Source organism: Thiorhodovibrio litoralis (assembly GCF_033954455.1).
Lineage (GTDB): Bacteria > Pseudomonadota > Gammaproteobacteria > Chromatiales > Chromatiaceae > Thiorhodovibrio > Thiorhodovibrio litoralis.
In genome coordinates this window covers 2,282,430-2,308,519 of sequence record NZ_CP121473.1, presented here as the reverse complement: position 1 = coordinate 2,308,519, position 26,090 = coordinate 2,282,430, and the positions used below count along the sequence as shown (strand labels likewise).

Annotated in this window: 26 protein-coding genes; 5 read left to right on the top strand and 21 right to left on the bottom strand. The window is 60.3% G+C overall.

Going from position 1 to position 26,090, the window contains the following annotated elements:
• Positions 1–245 precede the first annotated feature (245 nt).
• The 11 genes from Thiosp_RS10290 to Thiosp_RS10240 all read right to left on the bottom strand — a co-directional run bounded on the left by Thiosp_RS10290 (position 246) and on the right by Thiosp_RS10240 (position 10,062).
• Positions 246–443 (bottom strand): hypothetical protein, encoded by a 198-nt coding sequence (locus Thiosp_RS10290; protein ID WP_323697029.1) that lies wholly within the window; start codon positions 441–443, stop codon positions 246–248.
• A 369-nt stretch (positions 444–812) separates the two neighbouring features.
• On the bottom strand, positions 813–1,466 hold the full coding sequence (locus tag Thiosp_RS10285) for a Rha family transcriptional regulator (protein WP_201067365.1): 654 nt from the start codon (positions 1,464–1,466) through the stop codon (positions 813–815).
• A gap of 149 nt (positions 1,467–1,615) precedes the next feature.
• A complete protein-coding gene (locus tag Thiosp_RS10280) occupies positions 1,616–2,923 on the bottom strand; it encodes a TraB/VirB10 family protein (RefSeq protein WP_201067367.1) in 1,308 nt (435 codons plus the stop codon).
• On the bottom strand, positions 2,923–3,834 hold the full coding sequence (locus Thiosp_RS10275; protein ID WP_201067369.1) for a TraK domain-containing protein: 912 nt from the start codon (positions 3,832–3,834) through the stop codon (positions 2,923–2,925). Before Thiosp_RS10275 ends, Thiosp_RS10280 begins: the two co-directional genes overlap by 1 nt.
• A gap of 11 nt (positions 3,835–3,845) precedes the next feature.
• On the bottom strand, positions 3,846–4,421 hold the full coding sequence (locus Thiosp_RS10270) for a TraE/TraK family type IV conjugative transfer system protein (RefSeq protein WP_201067371.1): 576 nt from the start codon (positions 4,419–4,421) through the stop codon (positions 3,846–3,848).
• A gap of 8 nt (positions 4,422–4,429) precedes the next feature.
• Positions 4,430–4,711, bottom strand: coding sequence for a type IV conjugative transfer system protein TraL (traL, locus tag Thiosp_RS10265; RefSeq protein WP_201067373.1), 282 nt, complete (start codon positions 4,709–4,711; stop codon positions 4,430–4,432).
• Positions 4,712–5,794: 1,083 nt separating this feature from the next.
• Complete coding sequence (locus tag Thiosp_RS10260) at positions 5,795–6,271, bottom strand: YaiI/YqxD family protein (protein ID WP_201065807.1); 477 nt, start codon at positions 6,269–6,271, stop codon at positions 5,795–5,797.
• A 26-nt stretch (positions 6,272–6,297) separates the two neighbouring features.
• The gene (gene dinB / locus Thiosp_RS10255) at positions 6,298–7,491 is read right to left on the bottom strand and encodes a DNA polymerase IV (RefSeq protein WP_201065805.1); all 1,194 of its coding nucleotides are present in this window, start codon (positions 7,489–7,491) and stop codon (positions 6,298–6,300) included.
• Positions 7,492–7,524: 33 nt separating this feature from the next.
• Positions 7,525–8,493, bottom strand: coding sequence for an ADP-ribosylglycohydrolase family protein (locus tag Thiosp_RS10250; protein WP_201065803.1), 969 nt, complete (start codon positions 8,491–8,493; stop codon positions 7,525–7,527).
• Between the two features lie 32 nt (positions 8,494–8,525).
• A complete protein-coding gene (locus Thiosp_RS10245) occupies positions 8,526–9,410 on the bottom strand; it encodes a DUF429 domain-containing protein (RefSeq protein WP_201065802.1) in 885 nt (294 codons plus the stop codon).
• A 196-nt stretch (positions 9,411–9,606) separates the two neighbouring features.
• Positions 9,607–10,062 (bottom strand): hypothetical protein, encoded by a 456-nt coding sequence (locus Thiosp_RS10240; RefSeq protein WP_242518454.1) that lies wholly within the window; start codon positions 10,060–10,062, stop codon positions 9,607–9,609.
• 450 nt (positions 10,063–10,512) lie between these two features.
• On the opposite strand from Thiosp_RS10240, the gene Thiosp_RS10235 reads away from it, so the two are divergent.
• Both Thiosp_RS10235 and Thiosp_RS10230 read left to right on the top strand, forming a co-directional pair.
• On the top strand, positions 10,513–12,009 hold the full coding sequence (locus Thiosp_RS10235) for an ISNCY family transposase (protein WP_323696482.1): 1,497 nt from the start codon (positions 10,513–10,515) through the stop codon (positions 12,007–12,009).
• Between the two features lie 744 nt (positions 12,010–12,753).
• The gene (locus Thiosp_RS10230) at positions 12,754–13,008 is read left to right on the top strand and encodes a response regulator transcription factor (protein ID WP_201069288.1); all 255 of its coding nucleotides are present in this window, start codon (positions 12,754–12,756) and stop codon (positions 13,006–13,008) included.
• Here Thiosp_RS10230 and Thiosp_RS10225 read toward each other — a convergent pair.
• Complete coding sequence (locus Thiosp_RS10225; RefSeq protein WP_201069287.1) at positions 13,005–14,342, bottom strand: IS4 family transposase; 1,338 nt, start codon at positions 14,340–14,342, stop codon at positions 13,005–13,007. The genes Thiosp_RS10230 and Thiosp_RS10225 overlap by 4 nt on opposite strands.
• Before the next feature lie 270 nt (positions 14,343–14,612).
• Here Thiosp_RS10225 and Thiosp_RS10220 point away from each other — a divergent pair, with 270 nt between their 5' ends.
• Complete coding sequence (locus Thiosp_RS10220; protein ID WP_201069286.1) at positions 14,613–15,023, top strand: response regulator transcription factor; 411 nt, start codon at positions 14,613–14,615, stop codon at positions 15,021–15,023.
• Between the two features lie 35 nt (positions 15,024–15,058).
• Here Thiosp_RS10220 and Thiosp_RS10215 read toward each other — a convergent pair whose 3' ends face one another.
• Both Thiosp_RS10215 and Thiosp_RS10210 read right to left on the bottom strand, forming a co-directional pair.
• The gene (locus Thiosp_RS10215) at positions 15,059–15,850 is read right to left on the bottom strand and encodes a hybrid sensor histidine kinase/response regulator (protein ID WP_201069285.1); all 792 of its coding nucleotides are present in this window, start codon (positions 15,848–15,850) and stop codon (positions 15,059–15,061) included.
• The gene (locus Thiosp_RS10210; RefSeq protein WP_323697028.1) at positions 15,787–17,445 is read right to left on the bottom strand and encodes a PAS domain-containing protein; all 1,659 of its coding nucleotides are present in this window, start codon (positions 17,443–17,445) and stop codon (positions 15,787–15,789) included. Before Thiosp_RS10210 ends, Thiosp_RS10215 begins: the two co-directional genes overlap by 64 nt.
• Between Thiosp_RS10210 and Thiosp_RS10205 the strand changes: the two genes are divergently transcribed.
• Positions 17,444–17,875 (top strand): YybH family protein, encoded by a 432-nt coding sequence (locus Thiosp_RS10205; RefSeq protein WP_201069283.1) that lies wholly within the window; start codon positions 17,444–17,446, stop codon positions 17,873–17,875. The genes Thiosp_RS10210 and Thiosp_RS10205 overlap by 2 nt on opposite strands.
• A 405-nt stretch (positions 17,876–18,280) precedes the next feature.
• On the opposite strand, the gene Thiosp_RS10200 is transcribed toward Thiosp_RS10205, so the two are convergent.
• The gene (locus Thiosp_RS10200) at positions 18,281–19,366 is read right to left on the bottom strand and encodes a TMEM43 family protein (protein WP_201069282.1); all 1,086 of its coding nucleotides are present in this window, start codon (positions 19,364–19,366) and stop codon (positions 18,281–18,283) included.
• 434 nt (positions 19,367–19,800) lie between these two features.
• Between Thiosp_RS10200 and Thiosp_RS10195 the strand changes: the two genes are divergently transcribed.
• Positions 19,801–19,938, top strand: a complete 138-nt coding sequence (locus tag Thiosp_RS10195; RefSeq protein WP_201069281.1) for a hypothetical protein — start codon at positions 19,801–19,803, stop codon at positions 19,936–19,938.
• 7 nt (positions 19,939–19,945) lie between these two features.
• On the opposite strand, the gene creD is transcribed toward Thiosp_RS10195, so the two are convergent.
• From creD to pnuC, 6 genes are all read right to left on the bottom strand, one after another.
• Positions 19,946–21,388: a cell envelope integrity protein CreD gene (gene creD, locus Thiosp_RS10190; RefSeq protein WP_201069280.1), complete on the bottom strand. Its 1,443-nt coding sequence runs from the start codon at positions 21,386–21,388 to the stop codon at positions 19,946–19,948.
• A gap of 166 nt (positions 21,389–21,554) precedes the next feature.
• Positions 21,555–23,018, bottom strand: a complete 1,464-nt coding sequence (gene creC, locus Thiosp_RS10185) for a two-component system sensor histidine kinase CreC (protein WP_201069279.1) — start codon at positions 23,016–23,018, stop codon at positions 21,555–21,557.
• Complete coding sequence (creB, locus tag Thiosp_RS10180) at positions 23,015–23,737, bottom strand: two-component system response regulator CreB (protein WP_201069278.1); 723 nt, start codon at positions 23,735–23,737, stop codon at positions 23,015–23,017. The genes creC and creB overlap by 4 nt, the downstream gene beginning before the upstream one ends.
• Entirely contained in the window at positions 23,734–24,333 is a 600-nt protein-coding gene (locus Thiosp_RS10175; RefSeq protein WP_201069277.1) for a TlpA family protein disulfide reductase, read from the bottom strand. Before Thiosp_RS10175 ends, creB begins: the two co-directional genes overlap by 4 nt.
• Before the next feature lie 87 nt (positions 24,334–24,420).
• Positions 24,421–25,407, bottom strand: a complete 987-nt coding sequence (locus Thiosp_RS10170; protein ID WP_201069276.1) for an AAA family ATPase — start codon at positions 25,405–25,407, stop codon at positions 24,421–24,423.
• The gene (gene pnuC, locus Thiosp_RS10165; protein WP_201069275.1) at positions 25,404–25,985 is read right to left on the bottom strand and encodes a nicotinamide riboside transporter PnuC; all 582 of its coding nucleotides are present in this window, start codon (positions 25,983–25,985) and stop codon (positions 25,404–25,406) included. Before pnuC ends, Thiosp_RS10170 begins: the two co-directional genes overlap by 4 nt.
• Positions 25,986–26,090 lie beyond the last annotated feature (105 nt).

Here is a 26,090-nt window from a genome sequence, read left to right as displayed (position 1 = left end):
CCAAGCTATCGTCTGCAACGAAGGCACTCAAGGATGGCCACGATTTCGCCGTGGGCATCGCCGGGGGATGGGCGACGCGCCCTTTAACTAGCCGCACGCGACAAGCGTGACGCACGTTGGAAACATCAGATCGAGCGCAGAGCCCCTATCGTTGCTTATCTCGATAAGGCATTGTATTTAAAAATGATTCATTTTTGGATCATCTTGAAGTCCGCGAAGAACCTCAGGCTGGCGTCGTTCGAGACTTAACGCACGGGGCTTTGTTTTTCTTGGTCAACCCCGTGAGTCGTCGCCAGCGAAGCCACTTGTTCCCGGCAAGATGGCAAGGGCGCGGAATGCGCCGCTGCGTAGAAGGTCACCGGCAGCGGCAAGAAATGATTGTCCGGCCGCACCGTGGCGGCCGAGCGATACCAGACCATGTAATGCCAAAGGGGACGAGCCATGGTCTTGATCCTGCAAGATCCATGCAAGAACAGCCTTCTTGGCCGCGAATTGGCGCACAGCTTTCGCGCCTCTCGATCAAAGCGCGCCCGACGACAGATCAGCGCGCAAGCGCCCCCGCATGCGGGGTCGGCGTGAGTGACCAATCGACCCGGGTGTCCTTGGCGATCCTTCCAAGTAACCAAACCTAAGTGACGTTTTGATGAAGCGGCGCGGCCCACGGCTGGGAGCCAAAGAGTGCCATGTTTCCGGCACTGTCGATTCGCAACCCAGCGGAGTTGATGGTCACTCTGGCGGCTGGCGCGAACTCAGGATCGAGCGATTTCCTCGCCGCTTGCGCGCGGCGCTGTCACAATTCTGACAGGCTGGCGTTAGCCCGCAAGAGAGAACACTTCATCCAACACGTCGATCGGATAGCTGTTCACCGAACCGAAGCGCTCATCTGGAATGTTGCCGATTCTTTCACCGCGCTCCCGCGCGAGTTTGGCGGCGGCAATCCCTTTCTGGCGCGATTCGGAGATCGGTAACCGAATCCCGTTTTGCTTCATGTAGGCGGTGATCGTGCGATACCCGGTATCGCCACCCATCAAATCGACCCGCTGTTCGAGTCGCGCGATCCGCTCCGCTTGTTCGGCTTGATCCCGTTCGGCCGCGAGCAGCGCCTGCCCATGCGCGATCATCAACTCGGCTGGAGAGAGAGGCCGGACTTGGGTCTTCTCCAATGCTTGCCAGCGCCGAACGACCCGCAACCGCGCCTGATCGTTGTAACCGGTGAGCAACGTGAGGGTGTGATCCTTGTCGAGGTCGATCCGGGCAATGTAGCCACGATCATCCTTTTCAATCGTAACACTCTGTATTTGAAGTTGATCCAGTTTTGGTTTATCGTCCAGACGATAAAGATTCTTCAACATCTTTCGGATATCGCGAAGAACATGGCCATGCGTTTTCCCGGTCAGTTCCGCGATCTCGCGGCTCGACATGGCCAACGGAAAAGTGTCCGACGCGTTCAACACCATCAGCCCCATAACGAATGCTCCCCCCATTGTGATACCGATTGAATAGCGTGATTGAATGGGACCGGCGAAGCCCGCGGCAGGCCGGAACCGGGACTGTTGCTGTTGTCTTCGGTTCCAGAAATCGGCTGATCGCACAGACGATCCCTGTCGAGTGCGGGTTATTTTTGATCAAGCGAATCAAGCTTCAGCCCCACGCCACGATTGAGGATGACCTCCACCCCACGCCCGGCATCGACTTCAAGCACGGGGAAGATGGTCTCGGCCAGATCCAGGTAATACTCGGCGAGGCGATCCAGCGCCTTGCCGGTACCGGCGATGGCCGCGCCTTGCAGGGCTTGTCCGGAGAAGACTTGCTGGTAGGGCATGGTGGTTCCTCCAGTCGCAACCGAGGCGACTGGAACTGTGCCGAACAGCTGACTGAAGCCCTGCAGGAAACTCACCTGCATGGCCCGTCCGATGACCTGCCCTTGCTTATTCACCAGTCGCCCGCGCACACCGACCTTGCCGTCCTCGCCGACGGCATAGCCATCGATGGCGACCTCGATGGTTCGCCCATCGCGACGCACGCAGTTGATGGACTCGGCGCGCAGATAGACCCGTTCAGAGCCCAGATCCCCGTAGCCGCCGACCAGCAGAAAGCACTCGCGGATATCGGCGCGGAAACGATTGGGCAGGATGGCGTTGTCTTTCAGCCGCAATAGCGCTGGATAGGGATCCTGGCGCGCAGCGCGACCGGTCGGGGCATCCATGCCAGAGAGCAGCACGCCTTGCAGGATGCTGCCGGCAGGGATGCGGACTTCCGGGATGGCGTCCTCGGGGTTCTTATCCTTGCCGGCGGCTTTGGCCGCATCGTCCTGGACGTGACGGATGCTGAGGGCGGGACCAGCCGGTTTGGCGCTGCCGGCTGGCTCGGAGACAGTGGCGCGTGGCGCATCGAACAGCTGAGCGAGTGGTGGCGGCTCGGGTTGGCGAATCTCTGGCTCAGAATCAGCGAGAGTCTCGGTAACATCCGGCGGCGATGGTGGTACCCAGACGTCGGCTCCCTGTCCAGGGGGAAGTGAACGCTGGCTTTTCAGTTCCTCCCGCACGCCCGCCAGTTCGCGTTTCAAGCCATCCAGCTCCGCCTGGCGTTCCCGGCGCAGTGTCTGCATCAGGGTCGCGCGATTGCCCGCGTTGTCGACGGCATCCAGGCCAAGCTGTTCCAGGTTGTGGGCGATCTTGCGCACGTCGCCTTCCAGGGTTTGCAAGCGTCGGCCCAGGCCATCAATACCAAGGTCGCGGGGATCGACATCGGTGAGCAGATTGTTCACAAGGCGCCGGCGCTGCGCCTCGCTGCCGCGGTCATCCTGTGGGGCGGTGGCAATCAACAGGGCGAGCGAGCCGACGATCACGCCACCGGTTCCCAGGGTAATCCACTGACGCAGGCGCGGGGACAGGCGTTCCCAGTGTTCCGTGAATTCCACCATTAGTGGGCTCCTCCTGGTAGACCCGTTCGCCCGACCGGCTCGCGCGACGGATCGATCGCGACCATCAGGGTGGCTTCCGCGCCAGGATGCAGCGGACCGCTGGGCCAGAGGGCGGCGGCGGCAATGGTGCCCTTCCCCGAGGCTTGGCATTGGCTCTCATCGAGTACGACGGGTTGGTCACCCTTGGCCCGCACCCTGGAGGTCAGGAAGCGCAGTGAATCGCCGTCGAATGCCTTGACTTGGTTCAGCTGGAAACCGCCACCGCATCGGATGGCCACCCCGAAACCGGAGCGCGCTTTCCGGTAACCATCCGGCACCTCACCCAAGGCCAGGGCGCGAAACCCCTGGGTCAGCTCATCGATGTAGTGCTGCGGCTGGCGCCAGGTGGCCACCGGCGGGAGGTCCGCCAGTGTCGATGGCGATTCCGCTGCTGCCGGCGACGAGCTGGCGGCCTGACGGCGGCTGTCCAGTCCCGGCACGACCAGACGAATCTCCCGTGGAGGCACTCGCCGCGGCGCGAGCGTCAGCGCGACCGTGGCCTGGGCATCATCGCCATCGGTGATGTACAAAGTCGCCGGGGTTTCATCGGCGGTGGCGACATAGAGGACGTTCCCATCGACCTCGGTCGACAGACTCGCGACCGTGCGCACCGAGGGCGACCGGAACGGCGTGACGATGCGGTTGAGATGATCAATCGCTAGTTCCAGGATGACATTGCTGCCGAGGTCGACCGTCACGGTGCGCGGTCGCAAGGCCAGTTGGACGTCTTTTGCACCAGACTCCGGGCTGGTCTCGGCGCTGGCTCGCAGAAACGGACTCTCGGCCTCACAGCCGAGGCTCATCAGGGCGAGGCCCGATCCGAGCAAGACGGATTGAACAGCGAGGGCAAGACGGCGGGATGGGATAGGCATTTGAGAATTCCTCAAGGTTGCTCGGTCGTGCGCGGACCGCCGGGGTAGACATCCAGGTGGCGAATGACTGGGCGGTAATGCTGGAAGCCGACCTGGATTTCGTAGGTGCGTTGGTTCCGGATCGGCTCGGCACCGGGACCAGCACTGACCTGCTGGCCGGTGACGAAGAAGGTGTCGCTGGGTGGGTCATAGCGCAGCGCGTCCGGGGAAAAATGCATGGCCACCCGCTCGCGCTTGATGGCGGCGACCTGGTCGGCAATGACGGTGAGAATCTCCCGGCGCAGGCGGGGTGCCAGCAGGGGTTCGAGCGCCTCGCGAATGAAGTCCGCCGAACCGGCACTGACATTGCCAAGCAGGCCGGCCACATGCACCGCCCAGGCTTCCTTGACCGAGCGGCTGGCGCTGTCGCGAGCGATATTGACCTCGCCTTCCAGAATCGGCGGCACCAGCACCACGGTGCGATCGGCGCGGACCAGGGCGAGCAGGGTCAGCAGGTTGGTGAGCAGGAGCACCGCCAGGACCAGGCGGTGGAAGCGGTTCTCGGCGTTCAGGCCGCGCCAGGTGCGCGTCAGGGTATGAAAATCCATGGGCGACCTCAAGGCTGAAAGCGGCGCGTGAAGGGATTGGGGCAGCGCCGGGCCTTGAGCGGAACCAGCCCGTGCCAGTAGCCCCAGTGCAGCGCGAAGCCATCCGGGCGGCTGTCGCGAAAGCGCCCGTAGAGCCGCGACAGACCCAGTCCCAGGGCGAGGAAGATCAGCAGCCGGTCGCTGAGCATGCCGACGACCAGCATGAGCACCAGCGGGATGAGTTCATCGAGCCGCCACAGCAGCAGCGAGGGCGGGTCGTCGACGCCATGGGGGAGCGCAAGGGGATGCATGGGGACAGACCTCCGGCAGGTGGGATGAATGCCGGTTAGCCTGCGCGATTAGGCGCGAATCAGCGACACCGAGTCCTCGGGAAATCGCCGAGCTTTCGTGCTTGCCCTGTCCAGGGAAAATCGGGAGGGGATCGTCTGCCGGGTTGGCTAGGGGTCCGGGCTAGCGTCGTCTCCGCCTCGAGGCTGGCGGCGGTCTGGGGCGGGGCATGAATTCGAGACGGCGCTCAGCACGACCGCATTCGGTTCGCTCCGGGGCTTCGGGCCAGCGCGTCCCGTCGCGGTCCGGCCCGCGTCAGCTCGGCGTCGGTCGATGCGCGGGCCAGGCTCGGCGAGCGCCTCGCGCGCGTCAGCGATCAGCAAGCAGCATTAAAAATTCTCTGTGAATTTTTTATTGCTTGCTTGCTAGCTGATAGGCGCGCGAGGAGACTAGGGAACGGCGTTCCCCAGCGACGGAGTTCCCTAGCTGAACCACACTGGCTTCCACGTTCAGAACAACCCCGGCCGAAGTCGGATTCTGAGGCGGATTGCTGGATTGATCAGGGGTTCGGTTATTTGCTGGCTGCCATTTACCCAGACAAGAGCGTACGCGTATCGCCGACGCATCACTCAGAGCTGTAGGGAACAACCCTGGACTCTCAGGGTCTTTGCCGACAAGACTAGGGTCCTCTGTTCCCCAGTCTAGGGAACCTGGTTCTCCAGTGTGGGGAATTGGGTTCCCTACTCTAGGGTCTTTGGTTCCCTACCCCATGGGGAACCTGGTTCCCTACCCTAGGGACTTGGGTTCCCTACCTAGGAGGGAACGCAGTTCCCTAGGTCAGGGAAGACAGTTCACCACCCCAGGGCGGCTTGTTCACCATTGCGGAGAATCTCGTTTCCCTGTCCATGGCTGACGGTTAACCAGCAAATAACCTTGTTCACCATCTCAGAGTGCCCTGGTTCGCCAGGCAGATGTTCACAGCCATGAGCTGAGCCTGCCGGGCCAATACTTCTGTGCCTTGATGGGGGCCGGGTTGGCGAACCGACTCGGGTGCGTTTGACTCCGCGTGCCATGGCCGTTGCGAGGTCGAGCCGGCGGGCTCTGCATTATGCTGATCGGCTTGCTTTATTACCGCCCCGGCGGATACTTGCCAGTAGCCTGTCGAGGTGCCCAGCAAATGCCTTGCGATCACCTTGGCTCAAGGCCGGTGGTCCGCCTGTGTTGATCCCGCTGGCTCTGAGCGTCTCCATGAAATCGCGAACATTCAGTCGCGCACGGACGTTCTCACTGGTAAACAACTCACCACGATGACTCAGCGCCTGACCGCCCCGGGCAATGACGTCGGCGGCCAGCGGGATATCGCTGGTGATGACCAGATCGCCCGTTTGGATCTTATCCAGAATCGCCTGGTCGGCCACATCGAAGCCTGATCGGACTTGCAGGCTCTTGATGAAACGCGATGGCGGCGTTGGCAATGGCTGATTCGCCACCAGGGTCAGCGGAATCTGGCAGCGCTCGGCGGCGCGGAACAAGATGTCCTTAATGACATGGGGGCAGGCATCGGCGTCGACCCAGATGTGCATCGGTTTGGGTGCTCCAGAATACAGCGTCAGTCACCGTAGTGAGGGGTGCTCAGCCCGCGCTGAATGGCCTCGGCACCAAAGCGATGGCGGATTGCATCCAATGTCTCCGTCAAGGGGTTGTCCGCTAGTTTGCTTCTTGCCTCGGCCGTCTCGAACAAATCAAGCTGTTTGCGCGTGTTGGGTGGCGACCAGCCGGAGAGTCCCAGACCGATGAGTCGCACGGGTCGGCCGACCCAGGCGGCTTCGGTCGCGAGCAGTGACCAGGCGATCTGATACAACTCCTGCTCATCCGCCGTCGGCACCTTCAGCGAACGCGAGCGGGTATGGGTCTCGAAGGGATAGAAACGGATCTTCAAGGTGACGACCCGTCCGATGTGCCCGGTCTGGCGCGCGGTCCAGGCGACTTCGCGCGCGGCCCAGTGGAGGGTCTCGGCAAGTTGCCTCGGGTCCGTGACATCCTCGGGGAAGGTTGTTTCCTTGGAGATCGACAAGCGCTCCCGCTCCGGGTAGAGCTGGTCATCGGCGATGCCGCGTGCCTGGTAATAGAACTGGGTGCCTGCCCGCGCGCCGCAATGCTGGCGCAGGGTCTCGAGCGAAAGCGCCCGCACATCCCCAACGGTTTTGACCCCAAGCCGGGCCAGGCGCGGGGCGGTTTTCGCGCCCATGCCGCGCAGGACGTTGAAGGGCATCGGGGCGAGAAAGTCCGCTACTTGCTCCGCCAGCACCACCGTCAAACCATCCGGTTTGTGATAGTCGGAGGCCAGCTTGGCGATGAGCCGGTTGGGGCCGATGCCGACCGAGGCGGTTAATCCGCCGGCTTGGCGGATGCCGGCCTTGACCTGTTCGCCGATGACCCGGGGTGGTCCGACCAGGGCGGTCAGCCCGGAGACATCGAGATAGGCTTCGTCGATCGAGACCCGCTCGATCTGCGGTGAGATGGTGGCAAGCACCGCCATGATCTGCGCGGAGACTTGGGCATAGTGCGCCATGCGCGGGCGCACATAGACGGTCTCGGGCGGCAAGCGACGCGCGGCCTGCGTGATCGGCATCGCGGAATGCACGCCGAAACGGCGCGCCTCATAAGAGCAGGTCGCGACCACGCCACGACCGCCGGGCTGGGCGCCAACCACCAGCGGACGGCCGCGCCATTCGGGGTGGTCGCGCTGCTCGATGGCCGCGAAGAAGGCATCGAGGTCGACATGCAGAATCAAACGTGGCATCGCGCTGGTTGGGTGGCGGCTGATCGACTTGATTCAGTGGCTCGGGGCCTCAGTAGCTCTGGCGAGATCGATGTCCATCCACGGCGGCCGCGAACGCACCCGCCTCGCGCAGCAGACAGCCGGCGTCTTCGAGCTGGGCCAGATGGTCCATCGGCAAGGCGCCCAGTCCGCGCGCGGCGCCCCACCGGCCATGGCGCCGATGGTGTCGACATCGCCGCCGACGTGGCGGGTGAACTCAAGCAGGTCAATGAAGGGCTTGGACAGATGACGCAGGGCGATGTAGACGGCGGTCGGACAAGAGTCGGCAGCGGTGATCGCGTGGCCGAGTTGCCGGGCGACGGTCTTGGGCGCGATGGGTTCGTCGTGGCGCAACCACTGCGCGGCGAGGGAGAGCTTGGCGGCAACAGCCGGCGTCCAATCCTGTGCCTGGATGTCCGTCCAGAGGGCTGTTGGGCTGAGTCCGCGCAACAGCCTGCCCGCCACCAAGGCGATCAGCACCGCGCCTTCCTGGCCCTGGGGGTGCGCGTGCGTGATCGCGGCGCTGGACCGAGCGGCCTGGATGATCGCGTCCTTGCCCTGAGCGGCGAAGAAGAGTCCAATCGGCACCGCGCGCATCGCCGCGCCATTGCCGAAGGAGCCCTGGGCATAAACGGCGCGGCAGGCCGCTGTCCAGTGTTGACCGCGTCGGATGCGCTTGAGGATTTTGGCCGCGCCGGGACCATAGCCGCGCGACCAGCGATAGGAGCCCGCGAAACGCCGCGCCAGATCGTCTTGGTCGACGCGGCCAAGCTCGGCCAGAGACGCGGCGACGTCGAAGGTCATCTGGGTGTCGTCGGTCCAGCGTCGGCGGCCCTGACGGGTGCCGATGACGCGCCACAGCAGTCCTTCGAGTGGTCCGCCTTCGTGGGGCGCGCCCCAGGCGTTGGCTAGGGCCACGCCGAGCAAGGCGCCCTGGATGCGATCCAGCGGATCGGATGGCGGTGTTGGGGCTTGGTTGGGCATTATCGGAAGCCTGATCCCCAAGGACCCTCTGGTCAAGCCGCGGTAGGGTTTGAGGGTGGTGGTCCATGCACCAGGTGCGGATCAGCGATCCAGCCTTCGAGCGGGTCGATTGTGGACCTTTGTATGGACATGGACCTCGTGGCTTCTGGCACGGTGAGCTGACCAACATCATCCGCCCACTGCCTCCAAGCCCAGGCGGCCTGGATGGCGCAGAGCAAGGCATCCAAGCTATCGCCGGTGGGATCATCGGCCAGGCTGCCCGGGGCTTCAATCGTCAGACCATAGGCCGCGCGGGTGGCACCGTCCAGGATCGCGGCCAGCAGTTCGCGGCGCGCCTGCTCCCGCGCAGGGCTCTGTTTCTTGGGATCATCCTGCTTGTAGGATCGGCGTCCGATCAGTGCGCGCGCGAGCAAGCCGGGATAGGCTTCGACGCACAGGCGCCCGGGGTCGCCGGCATGGATGCCGGGGATTGTCACGCCGGCGCGCAGCAACCGGGGCGCACCCTCGAAGAACATCAGTCCGACCGGGGTACCATGGAGCTTCTGCGGGCTGATGGCCCCGGCGGCCTGATCGGTGGCGCGACGATGTTCCTTGTCCCCAGCGGGCCGTTGGGCGCGGTAGGCGTCGAGCGCCTGGCGAAAGCCCGTGCGTCCCAGGGTTTCGGCGTGACGCACGTAGCCGCACCAGGTCATGGGCCAGCCGATGTTGGTGAGAAAGGTGCGCGACTGGCCGAAGGGAAAATCCAGGCCGGCGATCCAGGGGCCGGGCTGCCTCAGGAAGGATTCAAAGGAGGCAAAATCGCACCAACACGCGAGCGAGCCGGCAACGAGTCGATCGCCTTGCAGCCGACATGGCAGACAGGTGATGGGCTTGCCCCGCCGAGGGCGACTGGTGAAATCGATGCCGAAAACCTGCATGCTTTGTTCTGGTCAAGGCGTGAGAGGCGAGCCGAAGATGGTCCAGGAGCGTGCGCGAAGGTCGGGCGTTGCTGCCCGCGATACTGCCAGGCGTCGCGGGCGGCTTGTAAACCGGACCGATTGGCGGGCATGCTAAACGGAGTTCGCCTGAAAAATCGTCTGTTTTACCAAATACCTAGCGTAGCCAAAGCCGCGTTCAGTCATCATCCTCATCGTCATCGTCTTCATACCCCCGCGAATGTCTTTGGCCATCATCCAGGTCTATGAATCGGCCCACATCGCCGAGCTTCCACCGGCGTTTCTCGTGGTCGCCGCTTTCTCTCCAATCTTCATGGTCTTCTTCGCCACTGCGATGGCATTCAACGCAATTCTCGTATTCATCAATGCCTTCTTCGACATGCTCGCCACGGATTTTAGAGCGTGAATGTTCATGGCAACCGTAACAGGTGTAGCGCCTGACATCGTTGTTGATGTGACAGGTCTCGCACGCGGCCTGATGATCTCCGTCGCGCAGGAAGAAACGGTCGTGATCGATGGTGGCGGGTGTCCATGCCTGCTGTGAATGACATTGCCCGCAGTTGTAAACAATCCCGCGATGCAGGCTGTCTCCGGGTTTGTTGTGGCACCCGCTGCAGGCATCGCGCAAGTTCACCCGCAACAGGTCGTGCGAAAACTGGCCGATCGGCCGGAAGGATTGGACCCATTTGTGGTCACTGATCGTCGGCTCAGCCAGGTACCGTCCGCGAGATCAGAAAACCCGGCTCCGGCACTGGCATCCACCAACCCGCCGGAGCTTGGATTTTACCGTGCCCACCAACACCTCAACGCGGCTGGTCTTGCTCTTTATCGGCGCTGTCTCCGTAATTCTACTTAGTGCCTGGCCGAAAAGTGATTTTCACATGCAAAGACAATGCGTTAGAATACGAAGCGATTGGTGAAGTTTAGTCAATTTCTTGCTCCCTTAACCCCGGCGTATCCTGTGGCGATGGCAGGAAGAAGCGCAAGTAACTGAATGTATTAAGAATACTGGCTTTGCCGGCGGGCAATCGAGCCGCGCTGCACTGTCCCAACAACCCAAACTTCGTTCATACCAGCTTCTCCCATGCGTGACATCCTTCGTGCCCAGATGCAACTTGGCGAATGCGACATCGCTGCCATCGAGTTCGACTGCTTCTCCCGCGATGACATCCCGCGCCTGCTACGGGGCTTGCAGCACATCTACACCACCGAGGCGCTGCGCAATGAGGTCTTCGCCATCCTCGCCGATGTACTGCCGGTGCGCGCCGACGGCGAGGAGTTCGTCAGTGCCCAGACCGGGCGTCCGGGCATGTCGCAATGGCGCATTCTGGTCTTGGGCACCTTGCGCTTGGGGTTGAATGCCGACTACGACCGGGTGCAAGAACTCGCCAACCAGCATCGCCTGGTGCGCCAGATGCTCGGCCACAGCGACTGGGCCGACGAGCATCGCTACAGCCTGCAAACTCTCAAAGACAACCTGCGCCTGTTCACCCCGGAGCTGCTCGCGCGCATCAATGCCGTGGTGGTCAAGGCTGGACATGACTTGGTGAAACCGCATCCGGACTCCCCGCTGGAAGCGCGCTGCGATTCCTTCGTCGTTGAAACCGATGTGCACTTCCCCACCGACATCAATCTGCTCCAGGACGCCGTGCGCAAGACCATCGAGACCTCGGCGGCTTTCTGCAGCGACCATGGTCTGAGTGACTGGCGCCAGAGCGCCTACAACATCCGTTGCTTGAAACGAGCCTATCGGCGCGTGCAGCAACTCAAGCGCTCCACCTCCAAGGATGAAGCCAAGCGTGCGGCACGCGAAGAGGAGATCGATGCCGCTTACGGCGCTTACCTCGACATTGCCGAGCAGTTCCTCACTCGCGCCCGGGACACCCGCTACAAGCTCGTGGTGTTCCATCATGTCCCAGCCGAACAGTTCACCGCGCTCAATGATTACATCGACTATGCCGAACTGTTCATCGAACAGATCGATCGCCGTGTCTTGCAGGGCGAGCGCATCCCCCATGCCGAGAAGGTCTTCTCCATCTTCGAGCCCCATACCGAGTGGGTCAGCAAAGGCAAGGCCGGCACCCCGGTCGAGCTTGGCGTGCGCGTGGCCATCAGCGAGGATCAGTTTGGTTTCATCCTCCAGCATCGGGTGATGTTCGGTGAAACCGATGACCAAGTTGCCGTGCCCATCGCCACCCACCTCAAAGCCTGCTACCCACGCATCAAAAGCCTCAGTTTCGACAAAGGCTTTCACAGCCCCAGCAACCAAAAGCAACTCGCCGAGGTGATCGACTTCCCCGTGCTGCCCAAGAAAGGCAAGTGCAACGCCGCCGAGCGTGAGCGCGAGCAAGATCCCGCATTCCGCCGGCGCAAACGCCGGCACTCGGCGGTTGAATCAGCCATCAATGCGCTCGAAGGCCATGGTCTCGACCGCTGTCCCGACCATGGCGCGGACGGCTTCGAGCGCTATGTTGCCCTCGCGGTGCTTGGGCGCAACATCCACCGCCTCGGCGCCATCCTCATCGCCGCTGATGCCGAGGCCGAACGCCGTCGGCGCCGACAACTCAAACGCGCCGCTTAAGGCGATTCCGCCGGGTGCCGTGAGACGGCCCGAGGGATCGGTTTGTCTTAATTTTTTCGCATTTAAGAATCATTATTAATAAGCTACGTCGGGTCCCGCTCTCACCGAAAAAAGCCGTCGACAGTACGTGGTTAACTCGGCCGCAGCCGCATATGGCTTGCGAAAAAATCGACTTTTCGGCCAGGCACTACTTAGAACATCTTCGGTAAGTCCGAATACCTCTCGCCGCTGCGGTTGCCTATGCTGACGACCGAGGAATCGAGGAGTGGCGGAGGAGAAAACAAGATCATGGTGCGGTGCCTTCGCACGGCGCATTCGCAGCGCCGGGATGGCGGTGACTCGACCGCCATCCCGTCACCATGACATTCACAAGCAATCCCCCTGGCGGCCAGTTGCCTGGTTATTAAGAGTTGAAGGTTACGCAATATGAGGAAGACCACATGACAGAACGCCGCCTATTCCAATTCAAATGGTTGTTGGTCTCGGTCACGATCATCGTCATGCTCTCCTTTGTCGCCCTGCTTGAGCATCGGGGCGTTCTCCGTCACTGATTACGGAGCGCGATCTTCAGTCGATACCATGGGTCCGCGGTTTCAATCGCATAACGCGGACGCCTGCACTCTGGGACCGACCAAGCCAGTGTCGCCGCAAGAACGTTCGCTTCAGCGCAGACTGGGTGAGCCATGTTTGATGGCGCCTCACCGAGCCAGTATCATCGGCGTTCAACGCGATTCGGAGATTGCGGTGACTGCAGCCCCACTGGCCTATGTGATTGATGACGAACCTGACGTTCGCGAAGCCATCGCGATGCTGCTGCGCTCGGTGTCGATCGAGGTTGAGGCTTACGGCAGTGCTCTGGGTTTTCTGGAGCGCTTCGAAGGTGTCAGCGAGCGGGGGATGATTCTCCTGCTTGATGTACGAATGGGGGATATGGGCCATAGCCGTCAGGCTAAGAGTGGCCAGCGTTATTTTTCCGCCGAGAATTCCTTTTTTTATTAGGCATTTGAGCAACTCAGCAGCAATTCCAGCGATGTCGGCTTCCCTTTTTTCTTCTCCAGCAAGTGATGGATTCTGCTGACTTGATAAACATCCCGCAGGAACTCGTCCATTCGCCGAGTTCCAGTCAGGAAAACCTCCCGCAAGCCGTCGATTTTGGAGCTAATCAACGTTTTGAATGACTTGTAGAAGCTGAGCGCCTTTCTCTCCAGCACAAAGAGATTTTTTGCAATCTTGTAAACAACGCGCCACCCAAGCAGGATCAATATCAGCTTGGCATAGATATAACATTCCAGTCGATGTCGTTTTACCTTTTTGACTTTTTCGATGTCACAAATCGACTTCCAAATTTTAAAAGCGAGCTCAATTTGCCATCTCAGTCGGTAAAGATTCCACACCACCTCAGCCGGGATCGTCGCCTTGTCGGTGTTGGTGATAAACAGATTCAAATAGGCTCTGGCGATATATTCTTTAGAAAGCGCGTTGCGGCCTTTCTTTTTGTTATTGGCCCGGGCTTTCCGCAGCCTTTCGGCTACCTCATTCTCGGGTAGCCTGTAGATTATCAGTCGCGTATTGAGCTTTTCTTCCTTGCCGATATAGACTGTCATCTCCATCCGATCCCAACCGCGTTGCTCCATGCCACGCCGTATCTTGTCGAAGCAGAGTTCGACCAATTCGTCGTCTTGCTCCTGATAGACCTTCACTTGCGTTCCGAGCCGACAGAGATAGGAGACGGAACGCTTGATCATCTCCTTCAAAGCAGGAATACCCACGTAGGCCAAATCCCGAATAACCAGATCTCCGGATTTCAGCAAATCCATAGTTTTAATAGAATTACTTGCATCTTGATCGTTGAAGGCATGCAGCGAAAGATCGTTGACCTTCCCTACGAAAAGGTCATACTCAAACTGGATTCTCACAGACGCTTTTGAACCAGATCCGCCGCTTCCCGGATACACGTCCATCAGTTGCTCTGGGATTTGAAAACACACGGAATCTTTGATCAGAATGCGTTTGATCCCTTCCAAGTCACACAAATAGGATTCCGTATCGAGTTGGCTGTTGAGTAGATGCTCGATCGCCGCTTTCAGAAAAAGGACAGCCGTTTCGTTGAACCGCTCATCCAAACTCTGCTTGCGAATAGGGATATCAAACTTATCCTTCAGCGTGATGCAGAGATCATTCAGGCTCTGTTCTTTCAGGTTTTCATGATTGAAAACGATCAGATCCAAAAACAGGGCACCGCCGATCTTACTTTCCCTTTGAACGAAGCCCGTTTTTCTGGCCAACTCCTCAAGCTCTTGTTGGGTAAAGAACGGGGCGATGGCAACATCCAATTTAGAGATTAGTTGATCAATATCACATTTTGACAGTTTCGTAATCGAGTATTTAGGGGTACAATTTTTTAAAGAAGGCCGCCGATCACTTCTTTGAACTGTCTGAATGAATGAATATGATCGGCTTTTTAGGAGAGCGATTATGAAAACGAATGGTGGAAGGTGGCGAAAGCCACCTTCCACCTATCTTTGCGCTCGGAAGCTTGCCTCTATCATGTTGATATTAAGAAAAAAAAAGGACTAGCCTGACGGCTATGGGATATGGGCGGCATGACCTTGCTTGAGCGTCTGCGAACCGACCATCCGCGACTGCCCGTTATCATGATTTCTGGCCATGGTGATATCGACATGGCGGTGGCGGCGATGAAGATGGGCGCCAAGGATTTTCTTACTAAACCCTTCCGAGCTCAGGACTTGCTTGAACGAGTGCAGCAAGAATTGTCCAACGGCGATGAGCACACAAGCTTTGAGCAGCGGATTGTTGCCGGCAAGGCCCTCTTGCCCGCATTGACAAAGCGCGAACGGGCGATCTTCGAGCGCTTGGTTCTTGGCGATTCAAACAAGTTGATCGCCATTGATCTTGGGATCAGTATTCGCACGGTCGAGGCGCATCACGCGAAAGTGATGGAAAAACTCGGCGCCAACAGCCTGGCGGACCTTGTGCGCATGTCCATTCCCTAAACAGGCTCCTGAGAAATGCGCGCGCACTCGGCCACCTAGCCAGAGCCAGTCTCGCGTTCGGCGCGCGTTCGCAGATGCGGCTTGAGTTGCTCCAAACGAAAAGGTTTTTGCAGCCAAGCGTCAAAATCGCCGCCGCGCGCCGTGGCGGTGGGAGCCGCATTGGCATAGCCGGTAATAGCGACAACGGCATAATCAGCCCGGTTAGGCTCTTGCGCCAGCAAGCGCGCCACTTGATAGCCGTCAAGATCCGGCAGACCGATATCCAGCAAGACAAGATCCACTGGATTGTCGCGGACCATGGCGAGCACGCGGGAACCGGCATCCAGCACCCGGACCCTGTGACCGAGTTGCCGCAGCAATCCAGCAACGGACGACAGAATATCCAGGTTGTCATCCACAATCAGCACGTCAAGCCCTTGCGTCGCCCGGTCGCCCACGGACACCGAAACACTCGCAACTTCAAAACCCTCGCCGCCATCGCCGCCATCGCCGCGCGCATTATTGCGGCTGATCAAGGGCAGGGTCACGCGGAAACAGCTACCCTGATTCAACCCCGCACTGCGGGCGTCAACCTGTCCTTCGTGCAAACCGACGATCTGCTTGACCAACATCAAACCGAGCCCCAGCCCGGCGTGTGCCCGATCCGGGTGGGCGACCGCACCGTCAAAAATGTCGAACACATGTGGCAAGAGATCGCTGGAAATGCCCTTGCCGCTGTCCGCCACCTCGACGCAGGCTTGATCATCATCCGTCAATCCTAGCGTCAGATTGATCTGTCCATGCTCGGGGGTGTAACGCGTCGCATTGTTGAGCAGGTTGGTAAACACCTGAACCAAACGGATACGGTCACCGAAGACCCGCACCGGTTCCTCCGGCAGAGTGCAGGTGAGTGCCAAGTGCTTTTCCTCGCTTGCGGGGCGATGGCCTCGACGCATTCCCGCAGCAGCCCTTGCAGGGGATGTTCCTCGCAAGCCAGGCTCAGGGTCCCGCACCGCACCCGCGCCACATCGAGCAGATCGTCAACCATGCGCTCAAGGTGCGTGACTTGTCGGTCGATCATCTCTCCGGCCCAGGCCAGATCAACGCCGGGCGAGGGGTTCGTGCCCAGGAGATAGACCGCCGAGCGGATTGGCGTCAGGGGATTACGCAATTCATGCCCGAGCATGGCGAGAAATTCATCCTTGCGCTGATTGATGGCTTCCAGATCCCGTGTCTGTTGGCGCAGACGAGCCTCCAGACGTTTTTGTTCGCTCACATCCACAAAGGCGCCAACACTGCCGCGCACCTGCCCCGTGTCATCGAACAGTGGCGCGGCATGAGTCAGGAGGCTCAACTGGGCGCCATCAGGAAAATGAATATCCAACTCCATCCCGCCGATGGTGCGTCCAAGCGCGGCGGCCTGCTGCATCGGCAGCTCCTCGGGAGGCAACTCATGCCCGGCATGGAAGACGCGAAAGGCCAGCTCCTCGGCGTGGGAACCTGACTTGGACGGGTTTGCATCCGGCGGCACGCGCAGCAGCGCTGCCCCGGCCTGATTCATCATCATGTCTTGGCAGCCTGGATCGCGCGCGAAAAAGATGCCGATCGGTGCGGCATCAAGCAGCGCTTGGAGCTCATCAAGATTACGCTGGTTATCCTGGCGCAATCTCTCCAGTCCTTCCTCTGCCTTGCGTCTCTCGGTGACATCGGTGACCAAGGCAAAGAAACCACGCGTCAGCCCACGTTGGTCGGTGTCCGGAATGTATTGCGCTGAAACACAGCGCGCACCACCCGCGGCTTCGGTCGTCAGCCAACTTTCGAAGTGTGCGGTCTCGCCAGAGAGCGCCCGCTCCATCAGTGGCTGGATTTCCGCGAAGGCCGTCTCGCCGATCACCTCGCTGACCCGGCGGCCTTGCACGGCGCTGGGATCAATCCCGAACCAGTCTCGATAACGGGCGTTGTTGAAACGGTAGCACCCATCCCGATCCACATAGGAAATCAGCACGGGCAATGCATCGGTAATCCGGCGCAGATGTTCCTCGCTCTCGCGCAGGGCAACCTCCGTGCGCTTGCGCGAGGTGATGTCCATGAAGGTCACCACCATCCCCTGGACCGTGTCATCGTCGGTGCGATACGGCCGAACGCGGCGCAGAAACCAGCGTTCATCCGCGCTGCTAATCTCGCGGGCATCCAGCGCCTGAACGCGCAGACCATGCTTGAGATCCCCAAGCAACGCGTCATCGCGAAACGGCCAGCGCAGCGCACTCAGAGCACGCCCCTGATCCTCTGCCGCCAGGGGGAAAAAGCAGCGCAAACGCATGGCCACCGCTGCGCGCAGGAGCGAGTGGGGCTCCGCATCGCCCTCAAATCCCCACTTGCCCGAAACCGCTGTTCTGTGGCACGTTGCCTCGGCATTCATTCGACTCAAAAGGCCATATTCCATGTCACAAATTGTATCGATTGCTTTCGCGATCCTGCTCGTGTTCGCCTCCGCCGTCGCAGCGCAGCCGGACAACCCCATTATCGCGCGGATGAACGCCTTTGCCGAAGCCTACAACCTGCAGGACGCCCAAGCCGTGGCGAATTTCTACGCCGAGGATGCCGCGCTGTTTCTGCCCGGCCAACCTGTGATCCTCGGTCGCGATGCCATCGCGAAAAACTATGCGGCAGCCTTTGCAAAGGGTGTGCACAACCTGCAGTTCAAGGTGATCGATATCCGCACCTATGGGTCGAACGCCGCCTATGAAATTTCCGACATGACGGCAGAGATCGGGGAGCAGCGAATCACCGGTCGCTACATGCATATTTGGGAAGCGATCGACGGTCAGATCCTATTGATCCGTGATTTTTTCCACGTGATTTCGGTTAAATAGATCCCTAAGGGCCTCGGCGTGGCGCGCACGGAGGCCCTTCTCAAGCTGCGCTTACTGAAGATCAGCGGAGACTTGCCGGCTTACCTGGCGTGTCACTTCGACCAAGAGCACCAACGCCACCAACCAGGACCGCAGTTCCCTGTGACACTGCCGAGCGGCATGAACTCTAAATGCCGACATCACCATGGACGCTTAGCATCGGCTGTAGCAGCCGGATTTCGAGTCGCTGAGCGTCGTTCCAAAAAAGCCGCATCCGAAGCGTATCTGAGCTATCACGAGGTTTGATCCGGCTCGGGCTGGGTGAGCGGATTTCCGTCCGGTGCCGACTCAGGCCCATCGTCCCTGACCGGTGATCCGCGTGACACAGGGATCATTGGTGGGCGGGGCGCTTCACTGATGTGGCGGCTATGATTTTTGCTGGAACTTCTGCACCGCGAACCAGGTACCCGAAAAACCAGCTAGACCAACGACAAGCAAGGTAACCCCGAACAACGGGCGATAGAATATCCACCCTAAAGAAATAATCACAAAGGCTAGGCCGATAGCAATCCCAAAGGCAAACAGGCCAATGCCAAAGTTCGCCATGTTGCCCAAGATGGGAATGTAGCCAAGTAACGAGGTCAACGGCTTAAATATCATCATCAGTCCGACGAAGATGCCCATAAAGCCCATGAAACGGAGCATCCAAGTGAGAACTGTATTTTTCGATTGAGCTCTGTCGAACAAGGCTTTGGCGCTGTGCGTCCCTGTCTCAAATAGTTCCACTGGATAGTAGCTGGTGTCGTAGGGCTGAAAGCTGTTACCCCTTTGTTGTGCCACCACTGACACCTCTCCTGGTCGGATGATGGAGAAACTGATTTTCACGTCGCCGACTTTGGGCGTTTTTTCGTTGTCACCCAAATAAAAGTACCCACTGTTGATCAGCTTAACGTGGCGTGATAGCTCCGGTGCTTGTTTGACCCGAATCTGCTGAAAATCATTCATCTGCTCGACCATATTGGGTGGCAGAAAAAAGGCGCCGACGGTGACAGTTTCAGCATTAAAAATTTCCCCGTGATAAGGCATGGGCGGATTATCGTACCCGTCTCGATGGAAGCTACTCGACTGTATCAGCTCATCTGCCCAATCTTTGTAGTAGCTGTAATCCGTACTGCTCTCACTGCCCGATCGTCTTGACGAACTCTTCTCGTGCCATTGATACATCTCGACAGTGCGTTTGAGGCGCAAGACATGATCTTCTGTAATCCCAAAAAGCAAGTCTCGCACCGGCTTGTTGTTGGTGGCTCGGCCGGCGATATGAACCAGCTTGCCCTCATTGGCTTCCTGAACCCTGTCTGCGGCAACGGAGATGACCGCGCCCACGCCCTCAACCAGAGAGCGATAGGTGTTAATCGCCCGGCCTTCGTTCCAAAATAGCAGGGGCAACATCATCAATATAAACAACCCACCAATTAACGGGGTAGCAAATAAACAGCCTTTATTGTTACTCATAACGATCCGTCATTTACAGGGGGAGAGGCGGTGGTGCCCTTGGCGCGCTCAACCTGGCCCGATGCTTCGGCCTTCACTTAATGCCGCGCGCTGGGCGAAACGGGCGTGCATGAGGGCGGTATCCAGACTCGCGAAGGATGTAACATGGCAGATCTCCGGGAGGTCGGGTTCCTGGGCCGGCCCGGCGGGCAGTCTTGGTTGATGGTCAGTGCCGTGAATTCTGACAACTCCAGGTCGATCAACTCGGGTTTCGACGATGAGATAGCCGGCGCGCATCGGGATGACCTTTCTGGTGGGGACGGAGATTGTCTGCCATGCCAGAAGATAAAGAAACAATTAGGCCGTCCAATTCTAAGTCTCAACACGAACCCCAAGCAACGAGTTAGCGACTCAAACAGCCGCGGCCTGATCTGCTCAACTAGGCGGCCAATTTGTTGCATCAGGGAACTGCCGCTGGCCTGCGCGAACGGATACCCGGGTTCCATGCCTACAATCGCTTTATCGGCCTTGAGCTCATCCGCAAGCGCCAACACGGTTTCGAATCCGGTATTGGCGCCGCAGCGTTCGACTGAGCAAGGTTCAGGCAACCGATTTCTCCAGCGCATACCAGTCGAGCCGCCGGGTCAGGACCATGGTCAGCGCCAGCAGGCCAAACAGCAGCAGCGAGCCCATTAAGAGCGCGGCATCCTCGGACATCAGCAGCCCATAGAGCGCTGCGAACAGCACCGCAAGCAGCAGCGCGAAGCCGGCTCCGCGCTTGACGCTGCCGAGCACTGCGATCAAGTAATACCCAAGTAAGCTGACACAGCCCAGCGTGGCCAAGCCATAGGCGAGCCCGAAAGCGATATGCTCCGAGAGGCTGAGCAGCAGCAGAAAGAACAACGCCAGCGCGAGGCCAACAAGCAGGTATTGCGCCGGATGGACTTTAAGTGAGCGCAACAGTTCCAGCAAGAGCACCGCCGCGAAGGTCAGGCCGATAAACAAGATTCCATACTTCGCCGCCCGATTGGACATGGAGTAAATATTCACCGGCTCGATGAAACGCACGCCCAGCCAGTCGGCGCAGCCACCCAGGCAGTCGCGGCCGGCCGCCACATCGGCGCACAGATTGGCCGGGGCCGCTGTCGCCAGGGCCGAGACTTCCCAGAGCGCGCTAAATCCGTCGGCGTCGATCGTCTGCCCATCGGCATTCGGCAGAAAGCGCCCTTGAAAGCTGGGATGCGGCCAGGTCGAGGCGAGTTCGATGCGGGTGCTGTCGGCCAATGGCACGAAGCTGACCGACTCCGTCCCCCGGAACGCCAGCGTGATGCTGAATGGAATCTCCCGTGGTGCCTGTTCCGCCTCATCAGCGTCCGCCCCATCAACGAAGGACCCGTCACCGAACGGCGCCCTGCCCTGCCCAACTTGGATGAGGCTCGGCAGCGGCACATGCATCCCCTGCGGCAGGGTCGGATCAAGCAGTGTTCCCTGCGCGAAGTCGATCGGTGTTCCATCCCATTGCAGTTGCGGTGTGCGCGCCAGCCCGCGCGTATCGGACAGACCAAGACTCAGATAGGGTTGGCCCCATTGGATGTGCGAGTTTTCCTGCTGGCGCTCCAACGCTGGCTGCGCCGGAATGACGAAGCGTCCCTGGATGCCACCCTCGAGTTCATAGACCAAGGCCTTGAACAGGCCCCGGCGTTTGACCGAGGTCCTGCCATCGAACTGCATCTGCGCACTTGACGGCATGATGAGGGCGCGGCCATCGACCTTCACCTGCCGGATGCGACGCACGCGTTTGAGTTCACCATCAATGGTTTCTTTCTCCCAATACTCCTGTGTAAATTCCTCCTGGTACGGCAAGACCAGAATCGGGCCGATTAGTCGCTGCGCGCCGGCGGAGCTGGCGGCGATTTCACTCACCACCGCCTCTTGCCGCGCGGCGCGTTCATCAATGAGCTGACTGACCATGCCAAGTGGGACCATCAGTCCCAACGTCAGCCCGAGAATGATCGCCACCTTGATCACGAGTGCCTTGTGCATTGCTGTCTCCTGCGATTGTGTTAAACCCCAAGGACAGTGTGGCGCGACGGGATGAAGCTCAGGTCAAGTCCCGGTGAACTTGTGTGAAGTCTTGGTGAAGTCTCGCTCTGCCGCAATGGCGACCGGACCCTATGCGCAGGCCTTGCCCGCCATCTACACCGAATAATCAGGACTCGCGACAGGGCAATGCCAGGCAGGCCAGAAAACCTTGTGGATGCTGGTTCTCAAGCGCAATCTGGCCCTCATGCAGGTCGGCGACTTCGCGCACAAAGCTCAAACCAAGACCTGTGCCCTTGCGCGTCACGTCCGGGCGCGGCAGGGAGAAAAACCGCTCGAAGACTTTCTCGCGGGCGTAGTCGGGAACGCCTGGCCCCTGGTCGAGGATGCAAACTTCGGCTCGCTGGGCACTGGCGCGCAGCCGAATCTGTACCACGGCATCCTGCGGAGAAAACCCCACCGCATTGTCAAGCAAATTGATCAGCGCCTGGACCAACAGAAAGCGATCACCCCGGACCCGGCAGGGGCGCGTCAAGTCGAGCTCAAAGCGAATCCCCCGCTGCGCGGCCATGGGGGCGAGTGCGTCGGCGGCTTGCGTAATCAGTTCGGCCAAATCCAGAGGTTCCGGCTTAGTCAGCATCTGCATCTGTTCAACCCGCGCCAGCTCCAGCAATCGTTCGGCCACCTGTGACAGCCGCTCGGCTTGTTCGCGAATGTTGGCCAAAAAGCGCTCACGCTCAGGGGCGGGCATGTCGGCTTCTTCAAGCAGTTCCGCCGCGCCGCGAATGGCGGCCAGCGGGCTTTTCAGCTCGTGGGTCAAACTGTGCAGATAGCGCTCGACGTATTGCTTGCCCTCAAGGCGCTCGCGCATCCCGGTCAGGGCATCGGCCAGGTCGTCGAGCTCACGCACCCGCGAGCGGTGCGGGCGAGCGCGCGCACCGGCGGTCACCGAGCGGGCGTAACGGTCCAGACGGCCGATGGAGTCGCTCAGTTTCCAAGTGAACGCGGCGCCAATCGCGGCGGCGATGAGCAGCAGCAGGAATCCGCGCGCGCGAATCTTGTCCTTGCTCGCCACCACGATCGGCTCGACACTGCGGGTCTGCTTGGCCAGGCTGACCACCCCGATGATGCGCCCATCAGCCAGCACGGGCGCGGCCACATGCATGATCGAGGAGGCTTCGTCCTCTGGATCGCTGCGCGTCGAGCGCGCGCCATAGCGTCCGGTCAGGGTCAGATAGACATCGTTCCAGCGCGAATAATCCGCGCCGATTTGCTCTGGATCAGTCGCATAGAGCACGCGGCCTTTGTCATCGGTGACATAAAGGCTCAAATCGAGTGTGTGCTTTTGATGCTCCCAAATGCGCGCCGCGACTGAGCGCTCGCGAAATCGTGCCAGGGCGGCATGGATGCGCTGAGCGGCCGATGGCTGGTCGGGCACTTGCTGATCAACTGGCAACCCAAGCAGCGCCGGGCGAACGAGTTCGGCCACCAGATTCGCGCTATCGACCAGGGTATGCTCCATAGTCTTGCGCACACCGGGCTTCACCTCGGCGACAAACACATCCAGCACGAACCAGGCCGCCAGGCCGACGATCAGGAAATAGCCAACAGCGACCAGCAGCGAGAGTCTCAACCGTTCGGCTCTCCGTTTGGATACCCTTTTGGATTCGCTATCGGCTCAAGGGAATAGCCGATACCGCGATGGGTGCGAATCGGATCGGCGTCAGGATGGATGGCGCGCAGCTTGGCGCGCACTGTCTTGATGTGGGTATCGACGGTGCGCTCCAGGCTATGTTCCGGATGCGCCCAAATTTTCTGCATCAGCTGGGCTCGGGTGAATACCCGCCCGGGCGCGCCGATCAGAGTCACCAGCAGGTCGTATTCGTAGCGCGTCAGCTCAAGCGGCTGCGCCAGGTAGCGAATCGCTCGGCGCGTCGGATCATGTTCAAAGGGGCTGGTGCTCGCGGTCGAGGTCTGATCCGGGGCCATCTGCTGGCGTTGGAGAATGCGGCGAACCCGCACAGCGACTTCGCGCGGACTGAAGGGCTTGAGGACATAATCATCGCCGCCAAGCTCAAGCCCCAGAATGCGGTCGATCTCATCGCCGCGCGCGGTCAGAAAGAGCACCGGCAGTTCGCTGGTGCGACGCAACTCCCGGCAGACGTCAAAGCCGTTGAGATCGGGCAGGCCAATATCGAGGATCATCAGATCAGCCGCGTCAGCTGCGGCGAGCTCAAGTCCTTGGCGACCGAGCAGACAATGGGTGGTGCGAAACCCCTCGCTTTGCAGCGCATAGATGAGCGTATCGGCAATCGCCGGCTCGTCTTCGACGATGAGAATGTGTCGGCTCATGGCCGGGGCAGTGATCGCACGTCGGGGACTCGGGTGCTGTGGCGAAAGTCCGCGAGCAACTGGTGCATCTCTGCGGCATCCAGGAAGCCGACGTAGCGGTAGAACGTGCGGCCATCCGGGCCAATGAGTAAGTGCTGCGGGATGGTGCGCGAAGACTGTTCGGTCAGCACCTGCGTCGCTGGCAAGCCGTGGGTGCTGGCCCAGGAGCGCGCATCGGCGACGGTGGCGGCGGAAAAAACCTCGTCACCTGCGGTCAGCACTGCATAGAGGATCACATCGGATTCGGCCTGGTGTTTAAATGCCCGAATCTGCGGCGCCTGCGCCTTGCTCGCACTGCACCAGGGAGCCGCATAGGTCACCCATATCCAGGAATACTCCCCCACGCCATCGCAGACATCGACCTCGGTTCCGGCGCCGCTGGTTCGGGTATCGCCGCCTTGGTCACTGGCACAACCACCGGCGATATCCCAGTCGGTATAGTATTCGCCACTGCCACTTCCACTCTCGCCGCTGCATCCGCTCAGGCTCAGCAAGCCTGACAGCAGTGCGCATGCACCAACTGCCGGCGGCAATATTGGGGTCGTCAACCGTTTCATAGCTCTACCGCCTCAATGCCAAGCGTTAGTGAAGAAAGAACGAATCCAACGAACTGACCACCGAGCATAACGCGGACTATGCTGATTTCAAGAGCATTCTAAGGAGCGGGCCAGTTCCTGGTCGACCTGGACCATCCGCTGTACGAGCGGACCGTACAAGGCCAGGTAGGGGAGCTTGCGCAGCGCCAGGTCGGTTTTGACCTGGGCTTGCATCTCGCGACGGTTGGCCGGGCCGGAGCGATCCCAAGTGTCGGCGTAGGCAATGTCGTCCTCGCACAGGAAGAACAGGTCGTAGCGCTGGGCGCATTCCGCGACCAGTTGATCAAGTCGCGGCAACTCCCTGCCGTGGTAGTAGCGGGCGAAATGGCGCGTGGTTGAGGCGTCGGTGTCGACGAACAGGAAGCGGTTGGCCTGCTCGGCCAGGCGGTCCTCCCGCTGGCGGTGCCCTTCGGCTATCTCCACCAGTTGCACCGGGCTCAGGCGGCGCTGGCGCTGGTGTGCTTCCCAGTATTCTCGGCCATATTCTGGCATCCAGCAGGTGTGATGGCGCGCGGCCAGGGCCGCAGCCAGGGTGCTCTTGCCGGTGCTGGGGGCGCCGAGAAACACCACGCGGGTGATCAAGTCGCGATAAACCAGGGGGTCCAGGAATTCACGGTGTTGGTAGGGGGCGGCGCGGATTGCGGTGGCCGAGATGGGCACGCGGGTGCGTTCCGGGTCGATGCGACGGTCGATTGCGCCGAGGGCGCAGCTGACATGTTCGCCGTAGAACTCGCTGGAGTAGAAGGCATCGACGCGGCGCCCGCCGAGTCGAGCGAGGATGTAGGTCTCGTGCTGGCGCCGGATGTCAGGCGCATTGCTGACCTCTAGCGGACCATCCCAGGCCTCGATCACCGCCACCTGTGGGTAGATGGCACGAATCCAGCCTGCCCGCACCGGGAGGGCTACGCCGGTGACGTCAGGGGCGTGGTAGATCATGACCAGCACCCGATCGTTTTCCGCCAGGGCGGTCTCGATCAGCAGTTGGTGGCCTCGATGCAGGGGCGCGAACTTGCCCAGTACTAACCCAGTGCTCATGCCGGTTGCACCGCCGCCTGCGGCTCGCGCTGGGATCTGTGCCAGGCGAGCAGCCCAAAAACAGCCATCACCAGAAAAGCCGCGTAGAGGCCGGAGGTCAGATAAAGCGTCTTGGAATAGTAGATGACGATAGCGGCCAGATCGACGGCGATCCAGAACAGCCAGGACTCCAACTTCTTGCGCGCCAGCAGCCACTGCGCGACCAGGCTCGCCACCGTGGTGAAGGCGTCAGCGTAGGGCAAGGCGGCGTCGGTCTGGGTCGCCATCAGGTGGCCCCAGCCCAGGCTGGCGGCCGCCGCCAGCAAGGCCCAGGCAGATAGCCCGGCAGCGGACAGGCGCGTCACCGGCAGGCGGTCGCGATCATGCCCGCCGTGCAACCACCAGTGCCAGCCGTACAGCTGCATGACCACATAGATGCCGTGCAGCAGCATGTCCGAGTAAAGCTTGACCTGGGAGAAAATAAACAGGTAGAGCACCACCTGCACCAACCCGGTTGGCCAACACCAGATATTCTGGCGAATGATCAGCCAGACGCAGAGAAAGCCGAAGATTACCGCGATTGCCTCGATAACGGTCATGATTTTGGTTGCAGTCCGCAAATGAACGCCAACGGATGCGAATTGGAGCGATGCGCGCCACCTGCGGATTGTGCCATAGTTGCCAGAGTCCTCTTGGAGCCCGCC